The following is a 22,299-nucleotide window of genomic DNA, read 5'->3' as shown; positions in this document are numbered from 1 at the left end:
GGCAGTATAAAGAGTGACACGAGCATACGCAGGGACGAATGGCACAACCATGAAGTTGATCAACACTTTTGCTACCGAGTTGCCCTGGGCCTGTGAACCCGTGGCCCCCCAGCCGCTGCAGCAGCCCCGGTTGCTTCATCTCAACCGGGCTTTGCTGGATGAGTTGGGGCTGGGAGGCGTCAGAGAGGCTGACTGGATCGCCTGTTGTGGCGAGGGAAAAGTGCTGCCAGGCATGCAGCCGGTAGCTCAGGTCTATGCGGGCCATCAGTTCGGGGGTTACAGCCCCCGGCTCGGGGATGGTCGGGCGCTGCTGCTGGGTGAGCAGCAGGCGCCGGATGGTCAGCGCTGGGATCTGCACCTGAAGGGGGCGGGTAAAACCCCATTCTCCCGTTTTGGTGACGGCCGCGCCGTGCTGCGCTCCAGCATTCGCGAGTATCTCGCCTCCGAGGCACTCCATGCTCTAGGCATCCCGACCACCCGGGCGCTGGTATTGGTGGGGAGTCAGGAGCCCGTTTATCGCGAACAGGTTGAGACAGGGGCGACCGTGCTGCGCACCGCCCCCGGCCATCTGCGTTTCGGCCATATCGAGTATTTCGCCTGGAGCGGGCAGGGGGAGAAGATCCCGCCACTCATCGACTATCTGCTGCGCCACCACTTCCCCGAGCTGGAGAGTGGCGCCGAACTGTTTGCCGAGGTAGTGCGCCGCACCGCGCGGCTGATTGCCAAATGGCAGGCCGCGGGGTTCTGTCACGGGGTAATGAATACCGACAACATGTCGCTGCTCGGCCTGACGCTGGATTATGGCCCCTACGGCTTTATCGATGCCTATGTGCCCGATTTTGTCTGCAACCACTCGGACCCTGCGGGCCGCTACGCGCTGGATCAGCAGCCAGCGGTCGGTTACTGGAATCTGCAAAAACTGGCGCAGGCGCTGGCTGGCCATGTAGACGGTGATGCGCTGGCTGCAGCGTTGGCCCAGTACGAGCAGCAGCTGATGTTGCACTACTCCGAGTTGATGCGGGCCAAACTCGGGCTGGCGGTGTGGGAGGAGGATGACCCGGCGCTGTTCCGCGAGCTGTTCCGGTTGCTGGCGGCCCACAAGGTGGATTACCACCTGTTCCTTCGCCGTCTCGGCGAGGTGACGCAAGAGGGGGCGTGGCCTGCGTCTCTGCTGGCCCTGTTGTCTGAACCAAGTGTTTGGCAGGCGTGGCTGGAACACTATCGGGCGCGGCTAATGCGCGAAGGCAGCGAGGATGCCGTGCGCAAAGCGCAGATGGATGCCATCAATCCCAAGTATGTGCTGCGCAATGCGCTGGCCCAGCAGGTGATCGACGCCGCCGACGCAGGGAATATGCGGCCGTTCGAGCGGCTGTTCGCCGCCTTGCAGCACCCCTATGATGAACAAACCGAATATGAGGATCTCGCCACCCCGACTCCGGCATGGTATTGCGGTGGTGAGCTCTCCTGCAGTAGCTGAGAGATTGGGAATGAGTTGGCAAATCAAACAGGCAGATAGCGAAGCTGGCGTGGTGACGCTGGATTGTCCGGCACTCGACTGGGACACGTTCCCGCTGTTGGCGCAGGCCTTGCTGCGAGAGTGGGAGCTACGGCCGCTCGAGCAGGATGTGGGGGCCGACCGCCATAGCTGGTTGCTGGAGTTTGAAGGTAGCCAGTTTCGGCTGGAGTACGAACACTACAGCGGCTGCTGGCTGGAGGCGGTGCGCCCGGCGGATCGGGAGGCGCTGCTCTGGCTCGCCAGACAGCACAAGGCGTGACTATCGCCCACAAGGCCTGTTCTGCCGCTGGCCAACTTGGATGAGCCTAATCGCATAAAGATTGAACTATCGGTTTGGGGGCGTATAATCTCGCCCCTCGATTATCGCCAATGGTGGCGATATGGGTTCCCTAACCCCATTAACCAAAAAGGTCACAAGATGAATCTGACCCCTGCGCAGTACCAAACGGCGCTCGTTCGCCTGTCGTTGTTCCACATTCTGATCATTGCCAGCAGCAACTATCTGGTGCAGCTGCCGATCACCGTGTTTGGCTTCCATACCACCTGGGGTGCGTTCAGCTTCCCGTTTATCTTCCTGGCGACCGACCTGACGGTGCGGATCTTCGGTGCCGGTCTGGCACGCAAGATTATCCAGACCGTGATGCTGCCTGCGCTGGCAGTCTCCTATGCGCTCTCCGTGCTCTTCTTCGAAGGGAGCTTCCAGGGCGTTGGTCATCTGGCTGAATCAACCTGTTCGTGGCGCGTATCGCACTGGCCAGCTTTATGGCCTATCTGGTAGGGCAGTTCATGGATGTGGTGGTGTTCAACCGCCTGCGTCTGCTCAAGCAGTGGTGGATTGCACCTGCGGCCTCCACCCTGTTTGGTAATCTGGTTGATACCATCGCTTTCTTCAGTGTAGCCTTCTGGCGCACCACAGATCCTTTCATGTCAGAACACTGGGTCGAGATCGCAACCGTCGATTACGTATTCAAGTTGCTGATAAGCCTTGGTTTATTCGTGCCGCTCTACGGTGTCTTGTTGCGCTACCTCAGCCGCAAGCTGGTGGGCGAGGCCGGATTATCCAGCCTGCAAACGGCCACCCGGCAAGCCTGACGAGATTGACCACCCTTTGCGGTGGTCAATTTTTTTGCACTTTCTGCAAATAGCGCTTGCCTAGTTAAATGAGAATGATTATTGTTAACTTGTTTTCCGGGAAAGACTTCATTCGTTCCAACGTGATGGACTTCTTGTGAAGGCACGACATTGCTCACATTGCTTCCAGTTAAGGGCCAGTTTATCTGGCCCTCTTTTTTTGTCATTTTTCAGCAAGTTGCAGGCATAAAAAACGGGAGCCAAGGCTCCCGTCGTCACGCTGTTTGTGGCTTACTCGATATCGAGTGCCTCGGGGGAGAGGATCACCCCTGTGGTATCGGCGTAGAGGTGGTCGTCAGGCAGGAAGGTCACCCCACCGAAGTTGACCGGCAGATCGGTCTCCCCTACATCCTTGCTGTCGGCACCGACCGGAATGGCTGCCAGTGCCTGAATGCCGATGTCCAGATCTTCCAGAATATCGACTTCGCGGACGCAGCCGTAGCAGACAATCCCTTCCCAATCGTTCTCTGCTGCTGTTGTGGCGATGTCGCTGTCGATCAGAGCGCGGCGCATGGAGCCACCGCCATCGATCAGCAAGACGCGTCCCAGTCCGTTCTCTTTGACGAGTTCACGGATCAGGCCATTCGATTCGAAGCATTTGACGGTGGTGATGACGCCGCCGAAAGAGGCGCGGCCGCCGAAGGAGCAGAGCATGGGTTCAAGCACATCCACCATGTCCTGATAGATGTCGCACAGTTCAGAAGTATTGTATTCCATAGTGTCAAATCCACGGCTGGAAACAGGTGCAACCAGTATAAGGAGTGGGTGTGGCATTTCAATGAATATTCCTTGCACAGATCACCTGTCGCCGCTTTTCTGCATAAGCTCAATGCAGTTCACTGCCAGTTTGCGAGAGGTCCATCGTGCTTATCCGTCATAAGTTGATCCTGAATACCGTGCTGGTTGCCGTTGCCATGCTGGTACTGAGCGGCCTGTTTATCTACTCCAGCCAGGTGCACCGTCATCTGACCGAAGCCCAGCGCAATATCGACCAGCTGGAGATCGCCATGCTCAACTTGCGGCGGGCCGAGAAGGATTTTCTGATCCGTAAGGATATGACCTTCGTCGAGCGCTTCAATCAGGGGCTGTCAGATTTTCACCAGCACAATCGGGAGCTGGTGAACGATGACAATCTGGCGGCTGTCGAGGGGGAGCTGACCAGACTGGATCAGCAGATCAGCGGTTATGGCAAAGCCTTCAACGATCTGGTGGCCCAGCAGCAGAAGATTGGTCTGGGGCCGGAGGAGGGGCTCTATGGCAAGCTGAGGGCGGCGGTGCATGAGGTGGAGAATGGGCTCAAGCAGCTGGATCAGCAGGGGCTGCTCATCACCATGTTGCAGCTGAGACGGGCGGAGAAAGACTTCATGCTGCGCTCCGATATCCAGTATCTGGAGCGTTTCGAAACCTTGCACAAGAGTTTTCAGGATAGTCTTGCCACTTTGCCGGAGGCGGATCGCGGCAAGTTGGAGCAGGCCAGCAAGCAGTACCGGCAGGACTTTGTGGCGCTGGTGCAGGGGATGCAGGTACTGGGGCTGAAAGAGGATGAGGGGCTGCGCAACCAGATGCGGGATCTGGTGCATCAGACCGAACAGGGATTTGCTGCTGTAGATCAGCACATTGTCGCTGAACTGGAGCGGCAGAGCGCTCGCCTCAACAGCCTGATGCTGGTCTGTGGCGGGGTGATTGTGGTGCTGATCGGCATCATGAGCGTGTTGCTGGGGCGCAGCATCGACCGTCCCATTACTCAGGTGAATGATACCGTCAACCGCATTCGTAAGGATAATGACCTGCGCCTGAAGATAGATCTGCGCGGGGCAGATGAAATGGCCCAGCTGGCAGGCAATCTCGACGTGATGCTGGGCGGGTTTCGCGATCTGATCGGCGATGTGAAGCAGAGCGTGCACACCCTGACTGAAGCGGCGGATCACCTCTCGGCCAACGTCAAACGCACCAGTGAAGGGGCGGCGCGCCAGCTGCAGGAGACCGACATGGTGGCGACCGCGTCCACCGAGATGGGCTCCACCATCGAAGAGATCGCCCGCAACACCGAGCAGGCGGCCAACAATGCGCAGGCGACCAACAACAAGGCGATGGAGGGGCGGACTGCGGTCGAGAACACTGTCGAGCAGATCCGCTCGCTGGCGGACAATCTGGAGAGCTCATCCCGCGAGGTGAGCCAGCTGCAAAAAGAGAGCGAGACCATCGGCTCCGTGCTTGACGTGATCCGTGGTATTGCCGAGCAGACCAACCTGCTGGCCCTCAACGCAGCCATCGAAGCAGCTAGGGCAGGGGATCAGGGGCGCGGCTTTGCGGTAGTGGCCGATGAGGTGCGCAATCTGGCCATCCGTACCCAAAAATCGACCCAGGAGATCGCCGGCATCATCAGCTCGCTGCAGAAACAGACCGGCAGCATCGTAGAGGTAATGGCGACCTGCCGCGAGCAGGGCAACCGCAGCTCGGATCAGGCCAGTACTGCAGGGGAGTTGTTGGGGCAGATCACTCAGGATGTTACCCATATCATGGACATGAGCACCCAGATTGCCGCCGCCATCGAACAGCAGAGTCTGGTGGCCAACGAGGTGAACCGCAACGTCAACAACATCCGCGACATCGCCCAGGAGTCGAGCATCATGGCAGAGGAAAATGCGAGATCCAGCGAGGGCCTCAACGAGCAGGCACAGCTGCTCAACAAGGCGGTGGCAAAATATCGGGTTTAGTGAGCGGACTGGCATCCTTGTGAGGTTTTTGCACCAGAGTGGCAATGATTTGATCGTAATGGCTGTTATTGGGGAAATTCGCTCATATAATCGCCGCCACTATGATGATTCGGAAGGATTCGATGGCAAAGTTGCTGGTGGCCGTATTCGGGCTGCTCTGTTCCTGTCTGGTGTTGGCAGGATCGGCGCCTCAGGCTACCCCACTCAAGCCCGGTATGGAGCCGCTACTCAGCTGGTTCAACGGGGCCTTTACGAGCCGGGAGCAGGCCAGTTACGACAGCCGCTTTACCAGTGCCGAGCTGCGTCTGATGGAGATTTGGCCCGGCTATCAGGGCTATCGCTGGGTCTATGCCGAGCAGTATCTGAGCATGCGCTCCGTCCGTCCTTTCCGCCAGCGCATCTATCGCTTCTCCCCCGCCCCTGACGGGCGGATCCTGATGGCAGAGCTGACCATGCCCCGTGCCACCGATTTTGCCGGTGCCTGGCATGATCCCGCCCTGCTCGACAGTCTGACCCCGCAGCAGCTCTCCTTGCGCCACGGTTGCGAGATCTGGCTGACCCGTACCCCCTCCGGCGAATATGCCGGTCACACCCGGGTGGGCCACTGCTCCACCGATTTTGGTGGTGCCACGACGCTGGTGCAGCATATCTGGATTGGTCCCGACAGCGTCAGACTGCTGGATCGCGCCTATGACAACGCAGGGAGCCCGCGCTGGGGTAGCCCGGGTGAGGGGTATGTCTATTTGCGTCGTTCCAAAGGGTTTGGCCAGTAGGTGAGAGAGCGTCTGGCTGCGGGAAAGGGGTAAACCATATTCAGGACGGGACAAAGACAATGAAAAAGGCGCCCATTGGGCGCCTTTTTCAGAATTCTTCAGAAGTAAAATTACTTCTTGGTGGTCATCGCACCGAAACGCTTGTTGAACTTGTCTACGCGGCCGCCGCTAGAAACTTCTTTCTGCTTGCCGGTGTAGAACGGGTGGCACTCGGAGCACACGTCCAGGTTCAGATCTTTACCGATGGTAGAGAAAGTGTTGATGACGTTACCGCAAGAGCACTTGGCGGTGATGGCTACGTAGTCAGGATGGATACCAGCTTTCATGGACAACCTCAATTAATAGGCCGTGTCGCCATCCGATCTCTTGTCGGACACCACACGATTGTTGAACACAGTTTCAAAGGCTGCGAATAATATAGGAAATGCCTGAGATCAGGCAAGTGGCTTCGCAGAAAAAATAGGCAACCCCTGGTGAATTCTTCCCAAACGCTGGATCTGGTTCGTGTCGCTGTCCCGGTACCGTTACGCCGTCACTTCGACTATCTCTCTCCCCTGCCGTTACCTGCCCCCGGTTGCCGGGTCGAGATCCCTTTCGGTCCCCAGACCCTGGTCGGGCTGGTGGTGGATCATCCGGCCGACAGCCAGGTGCCCCGCAACAAGCTCAAGTCCATCAAGCGAGTACTCGATGCGACGCCGGTGCTGGGGCCGGATATTCTGGCGCTGATGAACTGGAGCGCCAGCTACTACCAGCATCCGCTGGGGGAGGTGTTGCCTCACGCCCTGCCAGTGCTGGTGCGCAAGGGGGAGCCTGCCGCTTATCGCGAACTGGAGTTCTGGTTTGCCACCGAGGCAGGGATGGCCATCGACCTTAACGAGCTCAAGCGGGCGGCCAAGCAGCAGCAAGCGCTCGCCCTGCTGCGCAAGGGGCCGCAGACCCCCTCCGCCCTCAAACAGGAGGAGATCCAGAGCGCCGCTCTCACCGCGCTGGAGAAGAAGGGGCTACTGGAGAAGCGCTCGCTGGAGCCGAGTCACGACGGCGATTGGGCTACCCGTTTCGAGCAGGGGGAGGGGCTGCGTCTCAACGGCGAACAGGCGCTGGCGGTCTCCGCCGTCACCAGCCAGAGCGACAAGTTTGGTGCCTTCCTGCTGGATGGCATCACAGGTTCCGGCAAAACCGAGGTGTATTTAAGCATCCTCGAGCCGTTGCTCAAGGCGGGCAAGCAGGCGCTGGTGATGGTACCGGAGATCGGCCTCACTCCACAGACCATCAACCGCTTCCGGCGCCGCTTCAACGTGCCGGTGGTGGCGATGAACTCGGCCATGAACGATCGGGAGCGGCTCGACGCCTGGCTCGCCTGCCGCGACGGCGCCGCCGCCATCCTGATCGGCACCCGCTCTGCGGTGTTCACCCCGTTTCACAACCTCGGCATTATCATCATCGACGAAGAGCACGACGGCTCCTTCAAGCAGCAGGACGGTTTTCGCTACCATGCGCGGGATCTGGCGGTGATGCGGGCCCATCGTGCCGGTATTCCGATCCTGCTTGGCTCGGCTACCCCGTCGCTGGAGACGCTGCACAACGCCCGCACCGGCAAGTATCACCACCTCGCCCTGACTCGCCGTGCCGGCAATGCCCAGACCGCCCGGCAGGTGATTCTGGATATCAAGAACGTGCGGCTGCAGGCTGGGCTCTCTCCCCAGCTGGAGCAGCTGATGGCAGAGCATCTGGCGGCGGGCAATCAGGTGATGCTGTTTCTCAACCGCCGTGGCTATGCCCCAGCTCTGATCTGTCACCAATGTGGCTGGAGCGCCGCCTGCGAGCGCTGTGACGCCTGGTACACCTGGCATCAGGCCGGACGACGGCTGCACTGTCACCACTGTGACAGCGTGCGCCCCTTGCCACACCACTGCCCCGAGTGTGGCAGCAACGAGCTGATCGGATCGGGAGTGGGCACCGAACAGCTGGAACAGCTGCTTACCACAGTGTTCCCGCAATATCCGGTAGTGCGCATCGATCGGGACAACACCCGCCGCAAGGGGGAGCTGGAGACCCATCTCGGCGACATCAAGGCGGGCAAGTACAAGATCCTGATCGGCACCCAGATGCTGGCCAAGGGCCACCACTTTCCGGACGTGACGCTAGTGGGTCTGCTGGATGTGGATGGTGCCCTGTTCAGCGCCGATTTTCGCGCCGCCGAGAAGCTGGCCCAGCTCTACACCCAGGTGGCGGGCCGTGCCGGGCGCGCCAGCAAGCTCGGGCTGGTGGTGTTGCAGAGCCACCATCCGGAGCACGCCCTGCTGCAGGATCTGACCCAGAATGGCTACGGCCACTTCGCCGATACGGCGCTGAAAGAGCGCCGCCTGCTGGGGCTGCCGCCGTTCAGCTATCAGGGGCTGTTTCGGGCCGAGGCCAACGGCCGTGACGAGGTGCAACTGTTCCTCTCTCGCCTCGCCGATACTCTGCGCAGCGCCCGCTATCCCCACGTTCAGGTACTGGGGCCCATCAGCGGCTTCATGGAGCGCAAGGCGGGCAAGTTCCGCATGCAGTTGCTGGTGCAGGGGCCGAACCGGGCACCGCTGGCCCAACTGCTGGATTGGGCGGTGAAGGAGCTGGAAGGCTGGCCGGAAACCAAAAAGGTGCGCTGGAGTCTGGATATCGACCCCACCGAGCTGAGTTGATGGTGGCACCGGAGCCGGTCGCTGGCAGTTATCGTCAGCGACCGATGGGTGATTGCATTTCAAGGCTCAGACCCGCAGATCGATCTGCTGCACCCAGCCTCCTTTACCCTGTTCGGTGAGATAGAGGCCGGATTGGCGCAGCACCCCCTGATTGCCGCTCTCCCCCAGATGGTTGAAGGGGGTGTCGAGGGGGCGCAGCAGGATGGCGCCGATCCCCAGTTCGACCAGTGCGATAGGTGCGTGCTCCGGATGCCAGAACTGCAGCGCCGAGAACTGGCTATCCCCCTCATCCAGCACCCCGTTGCCATCCTCATCCAGGGTGGCCAACTCGCCGAAGCCATTGCCGGAGTGAGCACCAAACAGCTCGCCCCCATCGTCTATGGTGCCGTTGCCATTGCGATCCAGCGCCACAAAGCCGCTCCCTTCACTCAAGCCCGGCAGGCTATCCTCTTTGCCATCCTGATCTATATCGAAAGTGACCCGAGCCTCGGTCAGATCGGCAATCTTGCCATCCAGACTGAGCACCAGCGGATCCTTGAGGGCATTGAGGGTGGTGCGCCGCTGGCTCACCTCCAGCTGGCGCCAGTCGAGCACAAAGCCGAGATCGAGCTGAATAGTCTGACCATCCCGAGTCGCTACGCTGGCCGATGCCACCACGTTGAGCTGCTCCTGTTGCAGCAGGCTGTCGGTTACTTCCACCAGTTGATCCGGCTCGGCGGCTTGAGCCGCGGCGTCTCCTTGGGTCACCCCTTCGCCCCCCTCTTCGGTGGGCTTGATCGGCTTGGGCAGCTCGATTTCGTGGCCCAGCATCGCCTCGATCATCAGCTTGATCAGCCGCTGGCGGTTATCCAGCCCATCGTCGGGAATACCATCCTGCTCTTTGCCGACGTCCGCTGCGGGAGGTGTTGCCGCTTGCTGGTTGGCGGCGGATTGCCTTGCGGTTTGCAGCGTCAGGGCGCTGGTGAGGGTCAGGGTGCTGTTGCGTTCGCCGGCCACTGCCGTGTTGTTGCCCTCCGGTGGATTAACGACGGGTGGCACGGGCCCGAGGTTGCGCACCTTGCGGCTCTGGGTCTGTTGTTGCCGGTATTGCACCTCCCCCCGGAGGTCGTAGTGATCGATGCGCATACGTTCGCCCTCGGTGCTATACATCTGGTCAGTTATCGACCAGTCAATGAGCAGGGCTTAACACCAAATCGGACTAATCAGAGAGGTGGTTAGTACTAGGTTGCAAGGTGGTGGCGTGGCAGGATGGCAAGAGACTGGATGGTGGCGCTGTAGTTGAACATTTTCAGGTAACGCGGCGCACTCTGGCTGACAAGCGGCATCGGTAAGGATAGGGAGAATTGCATGAGAAATTGTCTGGTGATGGACGTGGCGGGCTATGGTGGATTCCTGTCTGGCGCCCCTTGCATCAATGATGTTGAGGGCTGCACGCATGCGTAACTGTCTGGTGATGGGTGCGGCAGGATATATCGGTTCCTATCTGGTCCCTCACCTGCAAACGCTGGGCTACAGGGTGATTGCCGGGGCGCGACGTCCCTGCCGCTTGCCTGAGGGAGTCGAGTTTCGCCTCGCCGACAGCCTCAAGCCGATCTCCTTGCTGCCTGCGCTGGCGGGCATAGATACCGTCTTCTATCTGGTGCATGCCATGGGGGCGGGGGCAGATTTTCACCGATTGGAGCAGCAGGGGGTAAAGAACTTCGCTGCCGCCGCCCGTGCTGCCGGGGTGCGCCGTATCATCTATCTCGGGGCAATCCAGCCCGAGCAGTGCAACAGTCGCCATCTCAACTCCCGCCGCCATTGCGGCGAGCTGTTTCGTGACTCCGGTGTGCCGACGGTGGAGCTGCGCGCCGGCATCATCATCGGGCCCGGTTCGGCGGCGTTCGAGGTGATGCGGGATCTGGTGTTCAACCTGCCGATGATGGTGACGCCCAAATGGGTGCGCTCGCGCACGCCGCCGATTGCGCTGTCCAACCTGCTTCACTATCTGGGTGGGCTGGTGGAAGCCGACGAGGTGGATGGGCGCATCTTCAATGCGGTCGGCCCCGAGCTGCTCAGCTATCAGCAGCAGTTGCAGAAGTTTGCTGCCCATATCGGCAAGCGCTGCCCCATCATTCCCATCCCGTTTCTGAGTCCGCGCCTCTCCGCCTGGTGGCTGCAGTTTGTCACCTCTGTGCCGCAGCCGGTGGCCAAGGCGCTGGTGGGCGGTCTCAAGCACGATATTCCGGCCGACGATGGCCCGCTGCGTGCCCTGCTGCCGCAGACCCTGCTCAGCTTCGACGAGGCGCTGGCGGAGAGTCTGGCGCTGGAGCAGAAGCTGGGTGCGGAGCAGCAGGGGCAGGAGACGCCGCTCGGCCTGCGCTGGCGCCATCCCGAATATGGTTTCTATGACCGTACCGCCAGCGGCGAGGCCATCTGCCTCGCCTCTCCCGAGGTGGTGTGGCAGGTGTTGCAGCAACTGGGGGGTGAGCAGCGCTACTTCTACATGAACCAGCTGTGGGTGGTGCGCGAATGGATGGATCACCTGATCGGCGGCCCGGCCCGCACCCGTGGCCGCACCAATCCGGATCGCTTCGTGAAGGGTGACATGCTCGACTCCTGGCAGATCCTCGGGGTCGATGAGGGGCGCAGGCTCGATCTCTTGTTCAACATGAAGGCCCCGGGCGTCGGCCGGCTGGAGTTCAACATCCTGCCGGAGGAGTCGGGTCTGACCCGCATCCGGGTCACCGCTCACTGGCACCCGCAGGGCGCCTGGGGGTTGGCCTACTGGCTCGCCATGCTGCCGTTCCACCTTTTCATCTTTCAGGGGATGACCGAAGCCATCGCCCGTCAGGCCGAAGCGAGGGCAGGTATCCCGGTGATGGATTAACCCTCTTCACATCATTCCCGCTGATAGAGTGCCCCGCTCGGGGCACTTTTTATGCAGCGGCCATGCCCGGTTATGGCAGATAGTGGTAGGCGTCTCATGGCAAAGGCTGGCATCATGCCGCGGTCTTGTTTACCGCGGATAGATAATCAGTCAGAAAAAGAAGGGATTATGAAGAAAAAACCGTCAATTTTGGGGGGCGCCTGCATCATTGCCAGCGTCTGCGTGGGAGCCGGCATGCTCGGTCTGCCGAGTTCGGGGGCAGGGGCCTGGACCCTCTGGTCGGTGCTGGCGCTGACCGTCACCATGGTGATGATGACCCTCTCCGGCTGGATGTTGCTGGAATCCTTCCAGCACCACGATATGCGGGTCTCCTTCAATACCGTGACTCGCGAGCTGCTGGGGGAGAAGCTCAATCTCCTCAACAACCTCTCGGTCTACTTTGTTGGCGGTATTCTGCTCTACGCCTATATCACCTCCTCCGGTGCCATCCTGCAGGGGATACTGGGGATCGACAGCAAGCTTGCATCCGTGCTGTTCGTGGCGCTCTTCTCTGCGGTGGTGTGGCACTCGACTCGCGCCGTTGACCGTATTTCGGTGGTACTGATCGCCTTCATGATCCTCAGTTTCGCCCTCGGTGTGGCCGGTCTGCTCGGCAGTATCAAGCTGCCGACCCTGCTTGATCTGGCGGGCAGCGAGAGCCGCTACGCTCCCTATGCCATGGCGATGCTGCCGGTAGCGCTCACCTCGTTCGGCTATCACCACTCGGTGGCCTCCCTGCGTGCCTACTACCAGAACGAGCAGCAGGCCAGATGGGCCATTCTGTGGGGAACCCTGATCGCGCTGGCGCTCTACGTGCTCTGGCTGTTGGGGATCTTCGGCAACCTGCCCCGTCAGGATTTTGCCCCCGTGATTGCCAAGGGGGGGGACGTGAGCGTGCTGCTCTCCGCCCTCTCCGGGGTCATTGAATCGGAGAAGGTGGCCAGCGCCATCAACGGTTTCTCCATGGCGGCGATCCTCTCCTCCTTTATCGGGGTGGGGCTTGGGGTGTTCGACTATCTGGCTGATCTGTTCAAGTTCGACAGCAGCCGCGCCGGTCGCTGCAAGACCTGGGCGGTCACCTTCCTGCCGCCGCTGGTGCTCTCCCTGCTCTTCCCGTTTGGCTTCCTGCTGGCCATCGGTTATGCCGGTGCCGCAGCCACCATCTGGACCTGCATCATCCCGGCACTGCTGGTGCTGCGCACCCGGGCGCGGGCCGAGCGGGGCGAAGTGACTCCCCATTTCGTTACCCCCGGCGGCAAGCTGATGGCCTGGCTACTGATCCTGTTCGGATTGGCGACCGCGCTGTTCCACTTCCTGTCGATGGCAAATCTGTTGCCGGTCTATCTGGGCAACTGAGTCAGGTCTACAGCACTGACAGAAAGGGCGGCAAGGCCAACTTGCCGCCCTTTTTGCGCTATTTTCATCCCATGCGGCAGAATCTATAACTAAAGTGGTATGTGCGAGCGGGGTAAGGTGCTGAAATAACTGGTCTGATCTGGCTGATGGCAGCATGATCTGCTGGGCATGCCCACCGCTTTCTTTTATGATCCCCGCCCTTCTGTGTGCCCCCTGTCGGCACCTCATTTGCACCAACCACATCGGGGTCCCCCATGTCCGATCTGCGTCAAGAAGCACTCGATTACCACGCCCAGCCCGTACCGGGCAAAATTGCCATCGCCCTGACAAAGCCTGCCGAAACCGCCCGTGATCTGGCGCTGGCCTACAGCCCGGGGGTTGCCGAGCCGGTGCGCGAGATCGCCGCCAACCCGGCCGATGCCTATCGCTATACCGGCAAGGGCAACCTGGTGGCCGTCATCTCCAACGGCACCGCCATTCTGGGGCTGGGTAATCTGGGGCCGCTGGCCTCCAAGCCGGTGATGGAGGGCAAGGCCCTGCTGTTCAAGCGCTTCGCCGGTATCGACGCCATCGACATCGAGGTGAAGCACGAGACCAGCCAGCAGTTCATCGACACGGTGGCGGCCATCGCCGATACCTTCGGTGGCATCAATCTGGAAGATATCAAGGCGCCTGAGTGTTTCGAGATTGAAGAGGCGCTGATCGCGCGCTGCGACATTCCAGTGTTCCACGATGACCAGCACGGTACCGCCATCGTCACCGCAGCCGGTCTGCTCAACGCGCTGGAAGTGCAGGGCAAGCAGATCAGTGACAGCCGCATCGTCTGCATGGGGGCGGGGGCTGCCGCCACCGCCTGCATGGATCTGCTGATCAAGTGTGGCGCCAGAGCACACAACATCTTCATGCTGGATCGTCAGGGTGTTATCCACACCGGCCGCAGCGATCTCAACAAGTACAAGCAGCGTTTCGCCAACGAGACCCCGCTGCGCACCCTGATGGATGTCATCGAAGGGGCGGATGTGTTTGTCGGTGTTTCAGGCCCCGACGTGTTGCCCGCCGAAGCGGTCGCCCTGATGGCGCCCAACCCGGTGATCTTTGCCTGCTCCAACCCGGACCCGGAGATCAAGCCTGCGCTGGCCCACGGGGTGCGCAGCGACCTCATCATGGGTACCGGTCGCTCCGACTACCCGAACCAGATCAACAACGTGCTCTGTTTCCCCTTCATCTTCCGCGGTGCGCTTGATGCCCGCGCAAGCCGCATCAACGATGCCATGAAGATTGCTGCGGTCGAGGCGATCCGCGCGCTTGCCAAGGAGCCGGTGCCGGCCGAGGTGCTGATCGCAGCCGGGGTGAGCGAGCTGGCCTTCGGCAAGGATTACGTCATTCCCAAGCCGATGGATGCCCGTCTGCTGCCGCGGGTTGCCCGCGCCGTGGCGCTGGCGGCGGTGGCCTCCGGCGTCGCCCGCATCGAGCTGTCCGCGGACTACATGCTGTAATCCGGCGTTGCAAACGGCCCCATAGCGGGGCCGTTTTTATTTCTGCTTCTGGCGACAGCCAGAGACGCCAGCCGGGTGACAGGCTGGGGCATATGGAGGCAAATCGGGTGCAAAGGTGGTCAAGCAGCGCTCTCCTCTGACACAATATTGCCACTATGACGCTAACGAGAATCAAGATGCAGCAGCCTGTCAGCGGCCGTTTGGCCCACGCCCTCTCCTTCTTGCGCCATGATGGTCGCCACTTTGCCCAGTTTGTCTGGGGCCGTTTCCAGCAGGACAGATTGACGGTTACCGCCGGTTATCTGGCCTATGTCACCCTGCTTTCGCTGGTGCCGATGATCGCCGTGGTCTTTGGCATGATGTCCGCCTTCCCGGTGTTCCAGAGCCTCAAGCAGGCGATGGAGCAGTTTGTCTACCACAACTTTGTGCCGACTGCGGGAGACATGCTCAAGGAGTACATCGACGGCTTCGTCGCCAATGCAACCAACACCACGGCCGTGGGGATAGGGGCGCTGGTGGTGGTGGCGCTGATGCTGATCTCCGCCATCGACAAGAACCTCAACTACATCTGGCGTTCGACCCAGGGCCGCCCGCTGGCGCAGGCCTTTGCCATGTACTGGATGATCCTGACCCTGGGGCCCGTGCTTATCGGGGCCAGTATCGCCATCTCCTCCTATATCTTCTCGCTGCGGCTGTTTGGCGCCGAGAGCCTGTTCGGTATCGGTTATCTGCTGTTGCGCGGTTTGCCGTTCCTCTTCTCGGTGCTCACCTTCCTGCTGGTCTATACCGTGGTGCCGAACTGCAAGGTGCGGCTGATCCACGCCTTTATCGGCGCGCTGGTAGCGGCGACCCTGTTCGAGCTGGCCAAGCGCGGCTTTGCCATCTACATCACCAACTTCCCCTCCTATCAGGCCATCTACGGTGCGCTGGCCACCATCCCGATCCTGTTTGTCTGGGTCTATCTCAGCTGGCTGGTGGTGCTGCTGGGGGCTGAAACCACGGCCTGCCTCGGTGAATATGAGAAACCGGCGAGTGAGGAGCTTGGCTAAGCCATCGCCTTGGCCATCGGTTTATTGGTAGCATCGACGACCGCCCCTGCGAGGGGGCGGTCGTTCTGTTTTCAAAGGAGAGGGATGTGATTGCATTGATTCAGCGGGTCAGCGAGGCCAGCGTGACCGTCGAGGGGGAGGTGACCGGCGCCATCGGTCAGGGATTGCTGGTACTGCTCGGGGTAGAGCAGGGGGATGACGAGGCCAAGGCCGACAAGTTGCTGCATCGGGTCAGTGGTTATCGCATCTTTCCGGATCAGGAGGGCAAGATGAACCTGAATGTCAGCCAGATCGGCGGCAGTCTGCTGGTTGTCTCCCAATTCACGCTGGCGGCGGATACCAAGCGAGGGATGCGTCCCAGCTTCTCCTGCGGTGCTCACCCGAGCGAGGCCGAGCGGCTCTATGACTACTTCGTGGCCAAGGCTTCAGCCAGCGGCATCCCGACCGAAACCGGCCGTTTTGCCGCCGACATGAAGGTGGCGCTGGTCAACGAGGGGCCAACGACCTTCTGGCTACAGGTCTGAGGATGTTTCGTCCCGCGGTGTGACGTGGACGATCACGTTGATAAGCCCCGCGACCGGGTAGGGGGTAGCCGGGCCAATACACTGCTCGATCAGTGTCAGGGCGTGGGTTAGCTCAAGCGCGGTGCGTGGCAGCAGGTTGATGACCAGAGTGCCGTTCAGCCGGGGGGCCAGCGCCCGGTAGAGCCGCTCCTGAAACAGCAGCAGCGGGTTGCCATCCTGACTGAAGAGATCGAGCAGGATGAGGTCGTACTGCTGCTCGCTCTGCTCCAGAAAGGCGAGGGCATCGGCCTGATGGAGTGCCGGAGCAGCGTGTTCATCGCTCTCCTGATGCTGGAAAAACTGCTGATAAACGGTCAGCACCTCTTCGTCGAGGTCAACGCACTCGTGGCGGGCATCTGGCCAGCGTTGGCAGAGATGGCGGGTGAGATCGCCGCCACCCAGACCCAGCTCGAGTATCTGTGTGGCCTGTTCCGGCAGCAGGCAGGCGATGACTCGCTGATGGGGTAGACAGAGAGCTGCGGGGTCGGCGAGCGACATGGCGGATTGCACCACGCCGTCTATCTCCAGCCAGCGGTGCTGGTCATTTTCCTGTACCGTGAGGCGGCGCTGGGGTTTGACGCTGAGGTGCAACAAGTGATCGGCTTGGTACGCTTGCAGATTGAAGTCCATGAATTTGCACGGCAAGATGGTTTCCGACCAGTGTAACTCAAGGATGAAACTATGTACCGGGTAGTCACCCCTCAGACAGTCGCCGAGCCGGGTACTTACTGCAAGCTGCGCTGGAAACGTCTGTGTAAGCCCTTCCATCTGCCAGTCGGCGCAAACTCAAGGATCTCTTTATGTATCGGGTAGTCACCCCTCAAACGGCAGCCGAGCTAGATGCCTACTACCAGTTGCGCTGGGAGCTTCTGCGTAAGCCCTTCAATCTGCCCGTCGGTTCCGAGCGGGACGAATACGACACGGTTGCCATTCACCGGCTGATGCTGGCACCCGATGGTACCCCCATCGCGGTGGGGCGCCTCTTTATCGGCGGCGACGAGGCGCAGATCCGCTTTATGGCGCTGCGGCCCGAATATCGCGGCCAGGGGCTGGGCGCCAAAATGGTGGAGGATCTCGAGGAGCTGGCCCGCAGCGAGAAGGTGAAACGGCTGGTGATGAACGCTCGTCAGGAAGCGGTGGAGTTCTATCGCAAGTGCGGCTTTCTCGAAGTGGGGGGCGGCCCCGTCTCCTTTGGCCGGATTCCCCATCGCCAGATGATCAAATCTCTGAGCCCGTTGCAGACTATCCAGTACCGGCCGGAGTGGTGTCAGGATCTCACCACCCGCTGGTCGCGCGGGGTACCCATCAGCGAGAAGATGGGGATGCACATCAGCCACTACGATGGCCAGACTTTCCACCTCAAGGCCAATCTGGCGGCCAACTTCAACGTGCATGGCAGCATGTTCGCCGGCAGTGTCTACAGCCAGTGCGTGCTGGCGGGCTGGGGGCTGATCTGGTTGCAGCTTAAAGAGGAGGGGCTGGTGGGCGAGCCGGTGCTGGCCGAGAGCACCATCAAATATCATGGCCCGGTCGATGAGGAGCCGGAGGCGCGGGTGGCCCGCGAGGGGATGCCCGCCGTACTTCAGCCGCTCAAACGGGGCGAGCCTGCGACTTTTAGCCTCAAGATCCAGCTGTTCAGCGGCAGCAAGCTGGCGGCGGAGTTCTGCGGCCACTACGTGGTGCAGCCGCCCCGCCGCCCGGGCCAGTAACCGCGTCATTTCCCCATCAAACAACAAGGCCTCATCATGAGGCCTTGTCTGTTTTTACCCTTGCTGGCTGTCGCTTGTCTGCCCGGTTTGGGTCTGCACTTGGGCCTGGTTTTGGGCTTTCGTTGCGGGAGCCGGTCGCCAGAGCGGGGCGCTGTTGCCTTGTGGTGGATAGCGTACCCCCACCTCCCAGCCGCAGGCGTCCTGCTTCTGCGGGAAGCTCCAGGCCAGCGTGGGTTCCGTCAGCGGCCCGCGCCACTGGCCGAGCAGCTCGGCGCAGCGGTTGCCGTTGAGGATCCCCAGATCCAGCTGCCACTGCTCGTTGACCAGATCGATCCCCCTGCAGCGCCAGCAGATGGGTGATGGTGGAGGCGCCAGCCTGCTCGACTTGTAGTTGCCCCTTGTCGATCTTGCCCTGCAGCTTGATGCGGTAGAAGGGGGTGTCACCCTCCTGCATCGCCTGCCACAGCTGATCCGGCGTCAGGGTGGGCGGGGTCGACCCCTTGAACCACTCATCGAGCAGCGGGTCGATCTTCACCTTGTCCCAGAACGGCTCGTCGGCATCGAGGGCAAAGCTGCCCTGCAGGGTCTGGCGCCACTCGCCAGCTGTCTTGCCGTGTTCGGCTTGCAGGTCGGCGCTCACGTCCGCCTTGCCAGCGAAGGAGACCGGGGAGTGGAGTATCTTGCCCCATTGCTGCAGATCCAGCTTGGTCGCCTGCAGTTGGAGGCGGCTGCTCTGGCCTGGTTCGCGGCCCCACTGGCCGCTCATGCTGAGGCTGCCCTCATCCGGCAGCGAGCTGGTGAGCTTGCCCAGTTGCCAGGAGCTGGGGGTCAGCTCCCCATCCAGCTCGCCGTTGCGGGCGCTGAGGCCATCCCACACCAGCTCGAACCACTTGCTCTCGATACGGGCACGGCCGAGCAGCGGGCCGGGTTGGTTATCGCGCAGGGCGAGATCGCTCAGATAGAGCTGCCAGCCGGTCAGCGACAGAGGGATGGAATCGTCGAAGGAGAGCACCTTAAGCTTGTCGAACGCCAGCTTGCGGATATCGACCTGCTGCGGGAGCCAGCCCTGCCAATCCTGCCACCACCCCTGTGGCAGGCTGATATCCATGCCGCTTAGCGCCACGTCTTTCAGGGTCAGCTTCTGCTGCTGGGTATCGAGGGAGAGCTCGACATTGAACTCCCCTTCATAGGCCTTGCCCTGCAGTTCGCTATCGATCTGCTGGGGCGAGAAGGCGAGCTTGCCCTTGATCTCCTCCAGCTGGAACAGGCCACGGCCCATGTCGCCCAGGGTGCCGCTCAGATAGCCGGTGGGCTGGTTGCCCGCCTGCCAGTTGAAGGCGGTGAGCTGGCCGCTGAAGTTGTTGAAGGAGAGCTCCTGATTGATGTCGTTGAGGCTGACGCCGTCCAGCTGACCGCGATCCAGCGACACGCTTTGCAACGGGAAGCGCTGCGGGAAGCCTTGTTGTGTCAGATCCCCCAGCTCCACCCGCATGCCGCGCGCCTTGAGGTCATGCAGTTGCAGGGTGCGGGCGGGCCAGTCCAGCACCATGCCGGTCTCCAGCAGACCGTCGAACAGGTTGGTCACCAGCTTGTCGGTGCGCAGCACTTCTCCTTCCAGCCGTCCTTGCAGGTTGAGACGGGCGAAGGTGAACTGCGGAGTCTCCAGCTGGCCGATATTGAGGCTCAGGTTGGCCTGTGGTTGCCGTTTCGGATCGATCAGCTCCCAGTCGCTCAGGGTGGCATTGAGGCCGCGCAGGGTCAGCTCGGGGCTCTCCAGACTGAGCCGGTCTATGGTGCTGTCACTGATGGTGAGGGAGTGCACCGGCAGGTTCGGCAGTTGGTTGGGCAGCGGCAGCTTGATGGCGGGACGAATGAGATCGAGATGGGCGATGCGCACGTCGCGGCTCAGCCAGTCGATGCTCTCGATCTCCAGATAGATCTTGTCGAGGGAGACCGCATCGCCGTAGTGCACCTGCTCCGCCAGCAGGGTGTAGGGGTGAAGCGGGTTGAATACCAGCCGTCCTATGGTGACCGGCACACCGGTCTGCTGGCTGATCCAGCTGGCGATGGGGCCTTTGGCGCGCTCGGCGTCGAACAGGCCGAGGGCAATCCAGACAAACAGCAGCAGGAAGGCGAAGGTGTAGAGCAGGCCGCGTAGCCAGGAATTCATGGTTGCTTTCCTCCTGTTTTGGGATGTGTTGTCAGGCGTTTGAGTAGTGGCCTCGCAGACCGAGCCAGCGCCGTATCAAGGGTTCGACATGACTCGGATGCCTATCCATAAGGACATGTGCCCATCTTCTGCATCTACTTCGATCAGGCATTGGAATAGTGATCCCGTAAGCCGAGCCAACGGCGAATCAAGGGTTCGACATGGCTTGGGTGCCTATCCATGAGGAAGCGCGCCATTTTTTGCACCTGCGGAATAAGCGGCTGATCCCGCACCAGATCGGCGATCTTGAGATCGGCCAGACCGGTCTGGCGGGTGCCGAGCAGTTCCCCCGGGCCGCGCAGTTCCAGATCGCGCTGGGCGATGAGGAAGCCGTCGTTGGTCTCCCGCAGCACCCCGAGCCGGCTCTGGGCCGTCTTGGACAAGGGGGCATGATAGAGCAGCACGCAGTGAGAGGCTACCGCACCACGGCCAACCCGACCGCGCAGCTGGTGCAACTGCGCCAGTCCCAGTCGCTCCGGGTTCTCGATGATCATCAGGCTGGCGTTGGGCACATCCACCCCCACCTCGATGACGGTGGTGGCGACCAGCAGTTGCAGTATGCCCGCCTTGAACTCCTCCATCACCCGCTGTTTCTCCACCGGACGCATCCGGCCGTGCACCAGCCCGATGTGCAGGCCGGGCAGCATGGTCTGCAGTTCGGCGGCGGTATCCTCGGCGGCTTGGCACTCCAGCACCTCCGACTCCTCGATCAGGGTGCAGACCCAGTAGGCCTGCTTGCCCTCGGTGCAGGCGAGTTTGACCCGCTCGATCACGTCGCCGCGACGGCTGTCGGGCAGCGCCACCGTTGTGATGGGGGTTCGGCCCGGCGGCAGTTCGTCGATGACCGAGGTGTCGAGGTCGGCATAGGCGGTCATCGCCAGGGTGCGGGGGATCGGGGTGGCGGTCATGATCAGCTGATGGGGATGTACCCCTTCCCGCTCCCCTTTTTCCCGCAGGGCGAGGCGCTGATGCACCCCGAATCTGTGCTGTTCATCGATGATGACCAAGGCGAGGCGCTGGAACACCACCTGCTCCTGAAAGATGGCGTGGGTGCCCACCACCATCTTGACACTGCCATCGGCGATGGTCGCCAGCGACTCTTCGCGCGCCTTGCCTTTCTGTTTGCCAGCAGCCAGCCGACTCCGATGCCGAGCGGCTCCAGCCACTTGGCGAAGTTGATGGCGTGCTGTTCCGCCAGCAGCTCGGTCGGCGCCATCAAGCCCACCTGACAGCCATTGCCGATAGCCTGCAGGGCGGCCAGCGCCGCGACCAGGGTCTTGCCGGAGCCCACATCCCCCTGCACCAGCCGCATCATGGGGTGGCTCTGTTGCAGATCCTTACTTATCTCCGCTACTACCCGGCTCTGGGCGCCGGTGGGCTTGAACGGCAGGGCGCCGAGCAGCTGTTCGACCAGCTCGGGCGCCGGTTTGAGAGCGCGGGCCAGCTGGGTTTGTGCCTGAGCACGCACCTTGAGTACCGAGAGGTTGTGCGCCAGCAGCTCCTCCAGCACCAGCCGTTGTTGGGCCGGGTGCTGGCCGCTTTCCAGCAGCGGCAGCGCCACCGAGGGGGGCGGACGGTGCAGCAATTTCAGGGCGGCGGCCAGCTCAATCTGGTGGGGATAGAGGCCAGCGGGCAGCAGCTCCTCCACGCCATAGAGGTCGAGCTGGGCCAGCGCCTGATCGGTGAGGTTGCGCAGGGTGAGCTGGCGCAGCCCTTCGGTAGTCGGGTAGACGGGGGTGAGCGCCTCTTCGGTCTGACCGGCCTGCTCCTCGCCGAGCAGCTTGTACTCGGGGTGGGCCATCTCCAGCCCGTATTTGCCGAGGCGCACCTCGCCAAAGCAGCGGATCAGACGGCCCGCCGCCAGACTGTTTTTCTGGGCAGCGGTGAAGTTGAAAAAGCGCAAGGTGAGGGTGCCGGTGCCATCGCTGATGCGACAGACCATCATGCGGCGGCGCCCCATCACCAGCTGAGTGTCCTGGATTTCGCCCTCGACGGCGCCGTGCAGGCCGAGCGGCAGATCGCCGATGGGCCACACCTGGGTGCGGTCCTCGTAGCGCAGGGGAAGGTGGAACAGCAGATCCTGTACTGTGGCCAGCCCCAGCCGCTCGAGCTTCTCCAGCATCTTGCTGCCGACACCCTTGAGGCTATCGAGAGGAATTTTATCCAATTTCATCAATTAGATGCCCGAAAA

General features: G+C 61.4%; 16 protein-coding genes and 3 pseudogenes. 12 read left to right on the top strand and 7 right to left on the bottom strand.

The window, feature by feature from the left end; genetic code table 11:
- Positions 1–49: 49 nt before the first annotated feature.
- The 3 genes and pseudogenes from ACTG2O_RS02500 to ACTG2O_RS02490 all read left to right on the top strand — a co-directional run bounded on the left by ACTG2O_RS02500 (position 50) and on the right by ACTG2O_RS02490 (position 2,608).
- Complete coding sequence (locus ACTG2O_RS02500) at positions 50–1,477, top strand: protein adenylyltransferase SelO (protein ID WP_439975297.1); 1,428 nt, start codon at positions 50–52, stop codon at positions 1,475–1,477.
- A gap of 10 nt (positions 1,478–1,487) precedes the next feature.
- Positions 1,488–1,775 (top strand): DUF3630 family protein, encoded by a 288-nt coding sequence (locus ACTG2O_RS02495; protein ID WP_439975296.1) that lies wholly within the window; start codon positions 1,488–1,490, stop codon positions 1,773–1,775.
- A gap of 159 nt (positions 1,776–1,934) precedes the next feature.
- Positions 1,935–2,608 (top strand): annotated as a pseudogene (locus tag ACTG2O_RS02490) (7-cyano-7-deazaguanine/7-aminomethyl-7-deazaguanine transporter).
- A gap of 270 nt (positions 2,609–2,878) precedes the next feature.
- Here the strand turns inward: ACTG2O_RS02490 and rraA are convergent.
- Positions 2,879–3,364: a ribonuclease E activity regulator RraA gene (rraA, locus tag ACTG2O_RS02485; protein ID WP_005340678.1), complete on the bottom strand. Its 486-nt coding sequence runs from the start codon at positions 3,362–3,364 to the stop codon at positions 2,879–2,881.
- Positions 3,365–3,510: 146 nt separating this feature from the next.
- Between rraA and ACTG2O_RS02480 the strand changes: the two genes are divergently transcribed.
- Positions 3,511–5,364 carry a methyl-accepting chemotaxis protein gene (locus ACTG2O_RS02480; RefSeq protein WP_159162697.1) on the top strand — a complete coding sequence of 618 codons (1,854 nt, stop codon included), beginning with the start codon at positions 3,511–3,513 and terminating at the stop codon, positions 5,362–5,364.
- 122 nt (positions 5,365–5,486) lie between these two features.
- Positions 5,487–6,137 (top strand): chromophore lyase CpcT/CpeT, encoded by a 651-nt coding sequence (locus ACTG2O_RS02475; RefSeq protein ID WP_021230765.1) that lies wholly within the window; start codon positions 5,487–5,489, stop codon positions 6,135–6,137.
- 110 nt (positions 6,138–6,247) lie between these two features.
- On the opposite strand, the gene rpmE is transcribed toward ACTG2O_RS02475, so the two are convergent.
- Entirely contained in the window at positions 6,248–6,463 is a 216-nt protein-coding gene (gene rpmE / locus ACTG2O_RS02470; protein ID WP_005340673.1) for a 50S ribosomal protein L31, read from the bottom strand.
- A gap of 147 nt (positions 6,464–6,610) precedes the next feature.
- Here rpmE and priA point away from each other — a divergent pair, with 147 nt between their 5' ends.
- On the top strand, positions 6,611–8,818 hold the full coding sequence (gene priA / locus ACTG2O_RS02465; protein WP_439975295.1) for a primosomal protein N': 2,208 nt from the start codon (positions 6,611–6,613) through the stop codon (positions 8,816–8,818).
- Between the two features lie 66 nt (positions 8,819–8,884).
- On the opposite strand, the gene ACTG2O_RS02460 is transcribed toward priA, so the two are convergent.
- Both ACTG2O_RS02460 and ACTG2O_RS02455 read right to left on the bottom strand, forming a co-directional pair.
- Positions 8,885–9,967, bottom strand: coding sequence for a hypothetical protein (locus tag ACTG2O_RS02460; RefSeq protein ID WP_439975294.1), 1,083 nt, complete (start codon positions 9,965–9,967; stop codon positions 8,885–8,887).
- A gap of 71 nt (positions 9,968–10,038) precedes the next feature.
- Positions 10,039–10,167, bottom strand: a complete 129-nt coding sequence (locus ACTG2O_RS02455) for a hypothetical protein (protein ID WP_279500543.1) — start codon at positions 10,165–10,167, stop codon at positions 10,039–10,041.
- An 86-nt stretch (positions 10,168–10,253) separates the two neighbouring features.
- On the opposite strand from ACTG2O_RS02455, the gene ACTG2O_RS02450 reads away from it, so the two are divergent.
- From ACTG2O_RS02450 to dtd, 5 genes are all read left to right on the top strand, one after another.
- Positions 10,254–11,687 carry a DUF2867 domain-containing protein gene (locus tag ACTG2O_RS02450; protein ID WP_181496997.1) on the top strand — a complete coding sequence of 478 codons (1,434 nt, stop codon included), beginning with the start codon at positions 10,254–10,256 and terminating at the stop codon, positions 11,685–11,687.
- 168 nt (positions 11,688–11,855) lie between these two features.
- Entirely contained in the window at positions 11,856–13,082 is a 1,227-nt protein-coding gene (locus ACTG2O_RS02445; RefSeq protein WP_439975293.1) for an aromatic amino acid transporter, read from the top strand.
- Positions 13,083–13,336: 254 nt separating this feature from the next.
- Positions 13,337–14,578: a malic enzyme-like NAD(P)-binding protein gene (locus tag ACTG2O_RS02440; protein ID WP_439975292.1), complete on the top strand. Its 1,242-nt coding sequence runs from the start codon at positions 13,337–13,339 to the stop codon at positions 14,576–14,578.
- Positions 14,579–14,754: 176 nt separating this feature from the next.
- Complete coding sequence (locus ACTG2O_RS02435; RefSeq protein WP_005340664.1) at positions 14,755–15,627, top strand: virulence factor BrkB family protein; 873 nt, start codon at positions 14,755–14,757, stop codon at positions 15,625–15,627.
- A gap of 86 nt (positions 15,628–15,713) precedes the next feature.
- On the top strand, positions 15,714–16,151 hold the full coding sequence (gene dtd, locus ACTG2O_RS02430; RefSeq protein WP_005340662.1) for a D-aminoacyl-tRNA deacylase: 438 nt from the start codon (positions 15,714–15,716) through the stop codon (positions 16,149–16,151).
- On the opposite strand, the gene ACTG2O_RS02425 is transcribed toward dtd, so the two are convergent.
- Positions 16,140–16,820, bottom strand: coding sequence for a spermidine synthase (locus ACTG2O_RS02425; protein ID WP_439976645.1), 681 nt, complete (start codon positions 16,818–16,820; stop codon positions 16,140–16,142). The two genes, dtd and ACTG2O_RS02425, sit on opposite strands and share 12 nt — an antisense overlap.
- Before the next feature lie 170 nt (positions 16,821–16,990).
- Here ACTG2O_RS02425 and ACTG2O_RS02420 point away from each other — a divergent pair, with 170 nt between their 5' ends.
- A complete protein-coding gene (locus ACTG2O_RS02420) occupies positions 16,991–17,899 on the top strand; it encodes a bifunctional GNAT family N-acetyltransferase/hotdog fold thioesterase (protein ID WP_167557315.1) in 909 nt (302 codons plus the stop codon).
- 54 nt (positions 17,900–17,953) lie between these two features.
- Here ACTG2O_RS02420 and ACTG2O_RS02415 read toward each other — a convergent pair.
- Together ACTG2O_RS02415 and recG are read right to left on the bottom strand one after the other, a co-directional pair.
- A pseudogene (locus ACTG2O_RS02415) lies at positions 17,954–20,069 on the bottom strand (AsmA family protein).
- A 143-nt stretch (positions 20,070–20,212) separates the two neighbouring features.
- A pseudogene (recG, locus tag ACTG2O_RS02410) lies at positions 20,213–22,281 on the bottom strand (ATP-dependent DNA helicase RecG).
- Between the last annotated feature and the right edge of the window lie 18 nt (positions 22,282–22,299).

Source organism: Aeromonas sp. 61P (assembly GCF_051919545.1).
Lineage (GTDB): Bacteria > Pseudomonadota > Gammaproteobacteria > Enterobacterales > Aeromonadaceae > Aeromonas > Aeromonas veronii.
This window is presented reverse-complemented; position numbering and strand designations above follow the sequence as displayed.

Coding starts and splice junctions, on each gene's coding strand:
- ACTG2O_RS02500 (WP_439975297.1), top strand. CDS start 50: ATGAAGTTGATCAACACTTTTGCTACCGAGTTGCCCTGGGCCTGTGAA.
- ACTG2O_RS02495 (WP_439975296.1), top strand. CDS start 1,488: ATGAGTTGGCAAATCAAACAGGCAGATAGCGAAGCTGGCGTGGTGACG.
- rraA (WP_005340678.1), bottom strand. CDS start 3,364: ATGGAATACAATACTTCTGAACTGTGCGACATCTATCAGGACATGGTG.
- ACTG2O_RS02475 (WP_021230765.1), top strand. CDS start 5,487: ATGGCAAAGTTGCTGGTGGCCGTATTCGGGCTGCTCTGTTCCTGTCTG.
- rpmE (WP_005340673.1), bottom strand. CDS start 6,463: ATGAAAGCTGGTATCCATCCTGACTACGTAGCCATCACCGCCAAGTGC.
- ACTG2O_RS02460 (WP_439975294.1), bottom strand. CDS start 9,967: ATGTATAGCACCGAGGGCGAACGTATGCGCATCGATCACTACGACCTC.
- ACTG2O_RS02455 (WP_279500543.1), bottom strand. CDS start 10,167: ATGCAATTCTCCCTATCCTTACCGATGCCGCTTGTCAGCCAGAGTGCG.
- ACTG2O_RS02450 (WP_181496997.1), top strand. CDS start 10,254: ATGCGTAACTGTCTGGTGATGGGTGCGGCAGGATATATCGGTTCCTAT.
- ACTG2O_RS02445 (WP_439975293.1), top strand. CDS start 11,856: ATGAAGAAAAAACCGTCAATTTTGGGGGGCGCCTGCATCATTGCCAGC.
- ACTG2O_RS02440 (WP_439975292.1), top strand. CDS start 13,337: ATGTCCGATCTGCGTCAAGAAGCACTCGATTACCACGCCCAGCCCGTA.
- ACTG2O_RS02435 (WP_005340664.1), top strand. CDS start 14,755: ATGCAGCAGCCTGTCAGCGGCCGTTTGGCCCACGCCCTCTCCTTCTTG.
- ACTG2O_RS02425 (WP_439976645.1), bottom strand. CDS start 16,820: ATGGACTTCAATCTGCAAGCGTACCAAGCCGATCACTTGTTGCACCTC.
- ACTG2O_RS02420 (WP_167557315.1), top strand. CDS start 16,991: ATGTATCGGGTAGTCACCCCTCAAACGGCAGCCGAGCTAGATGCCTAC.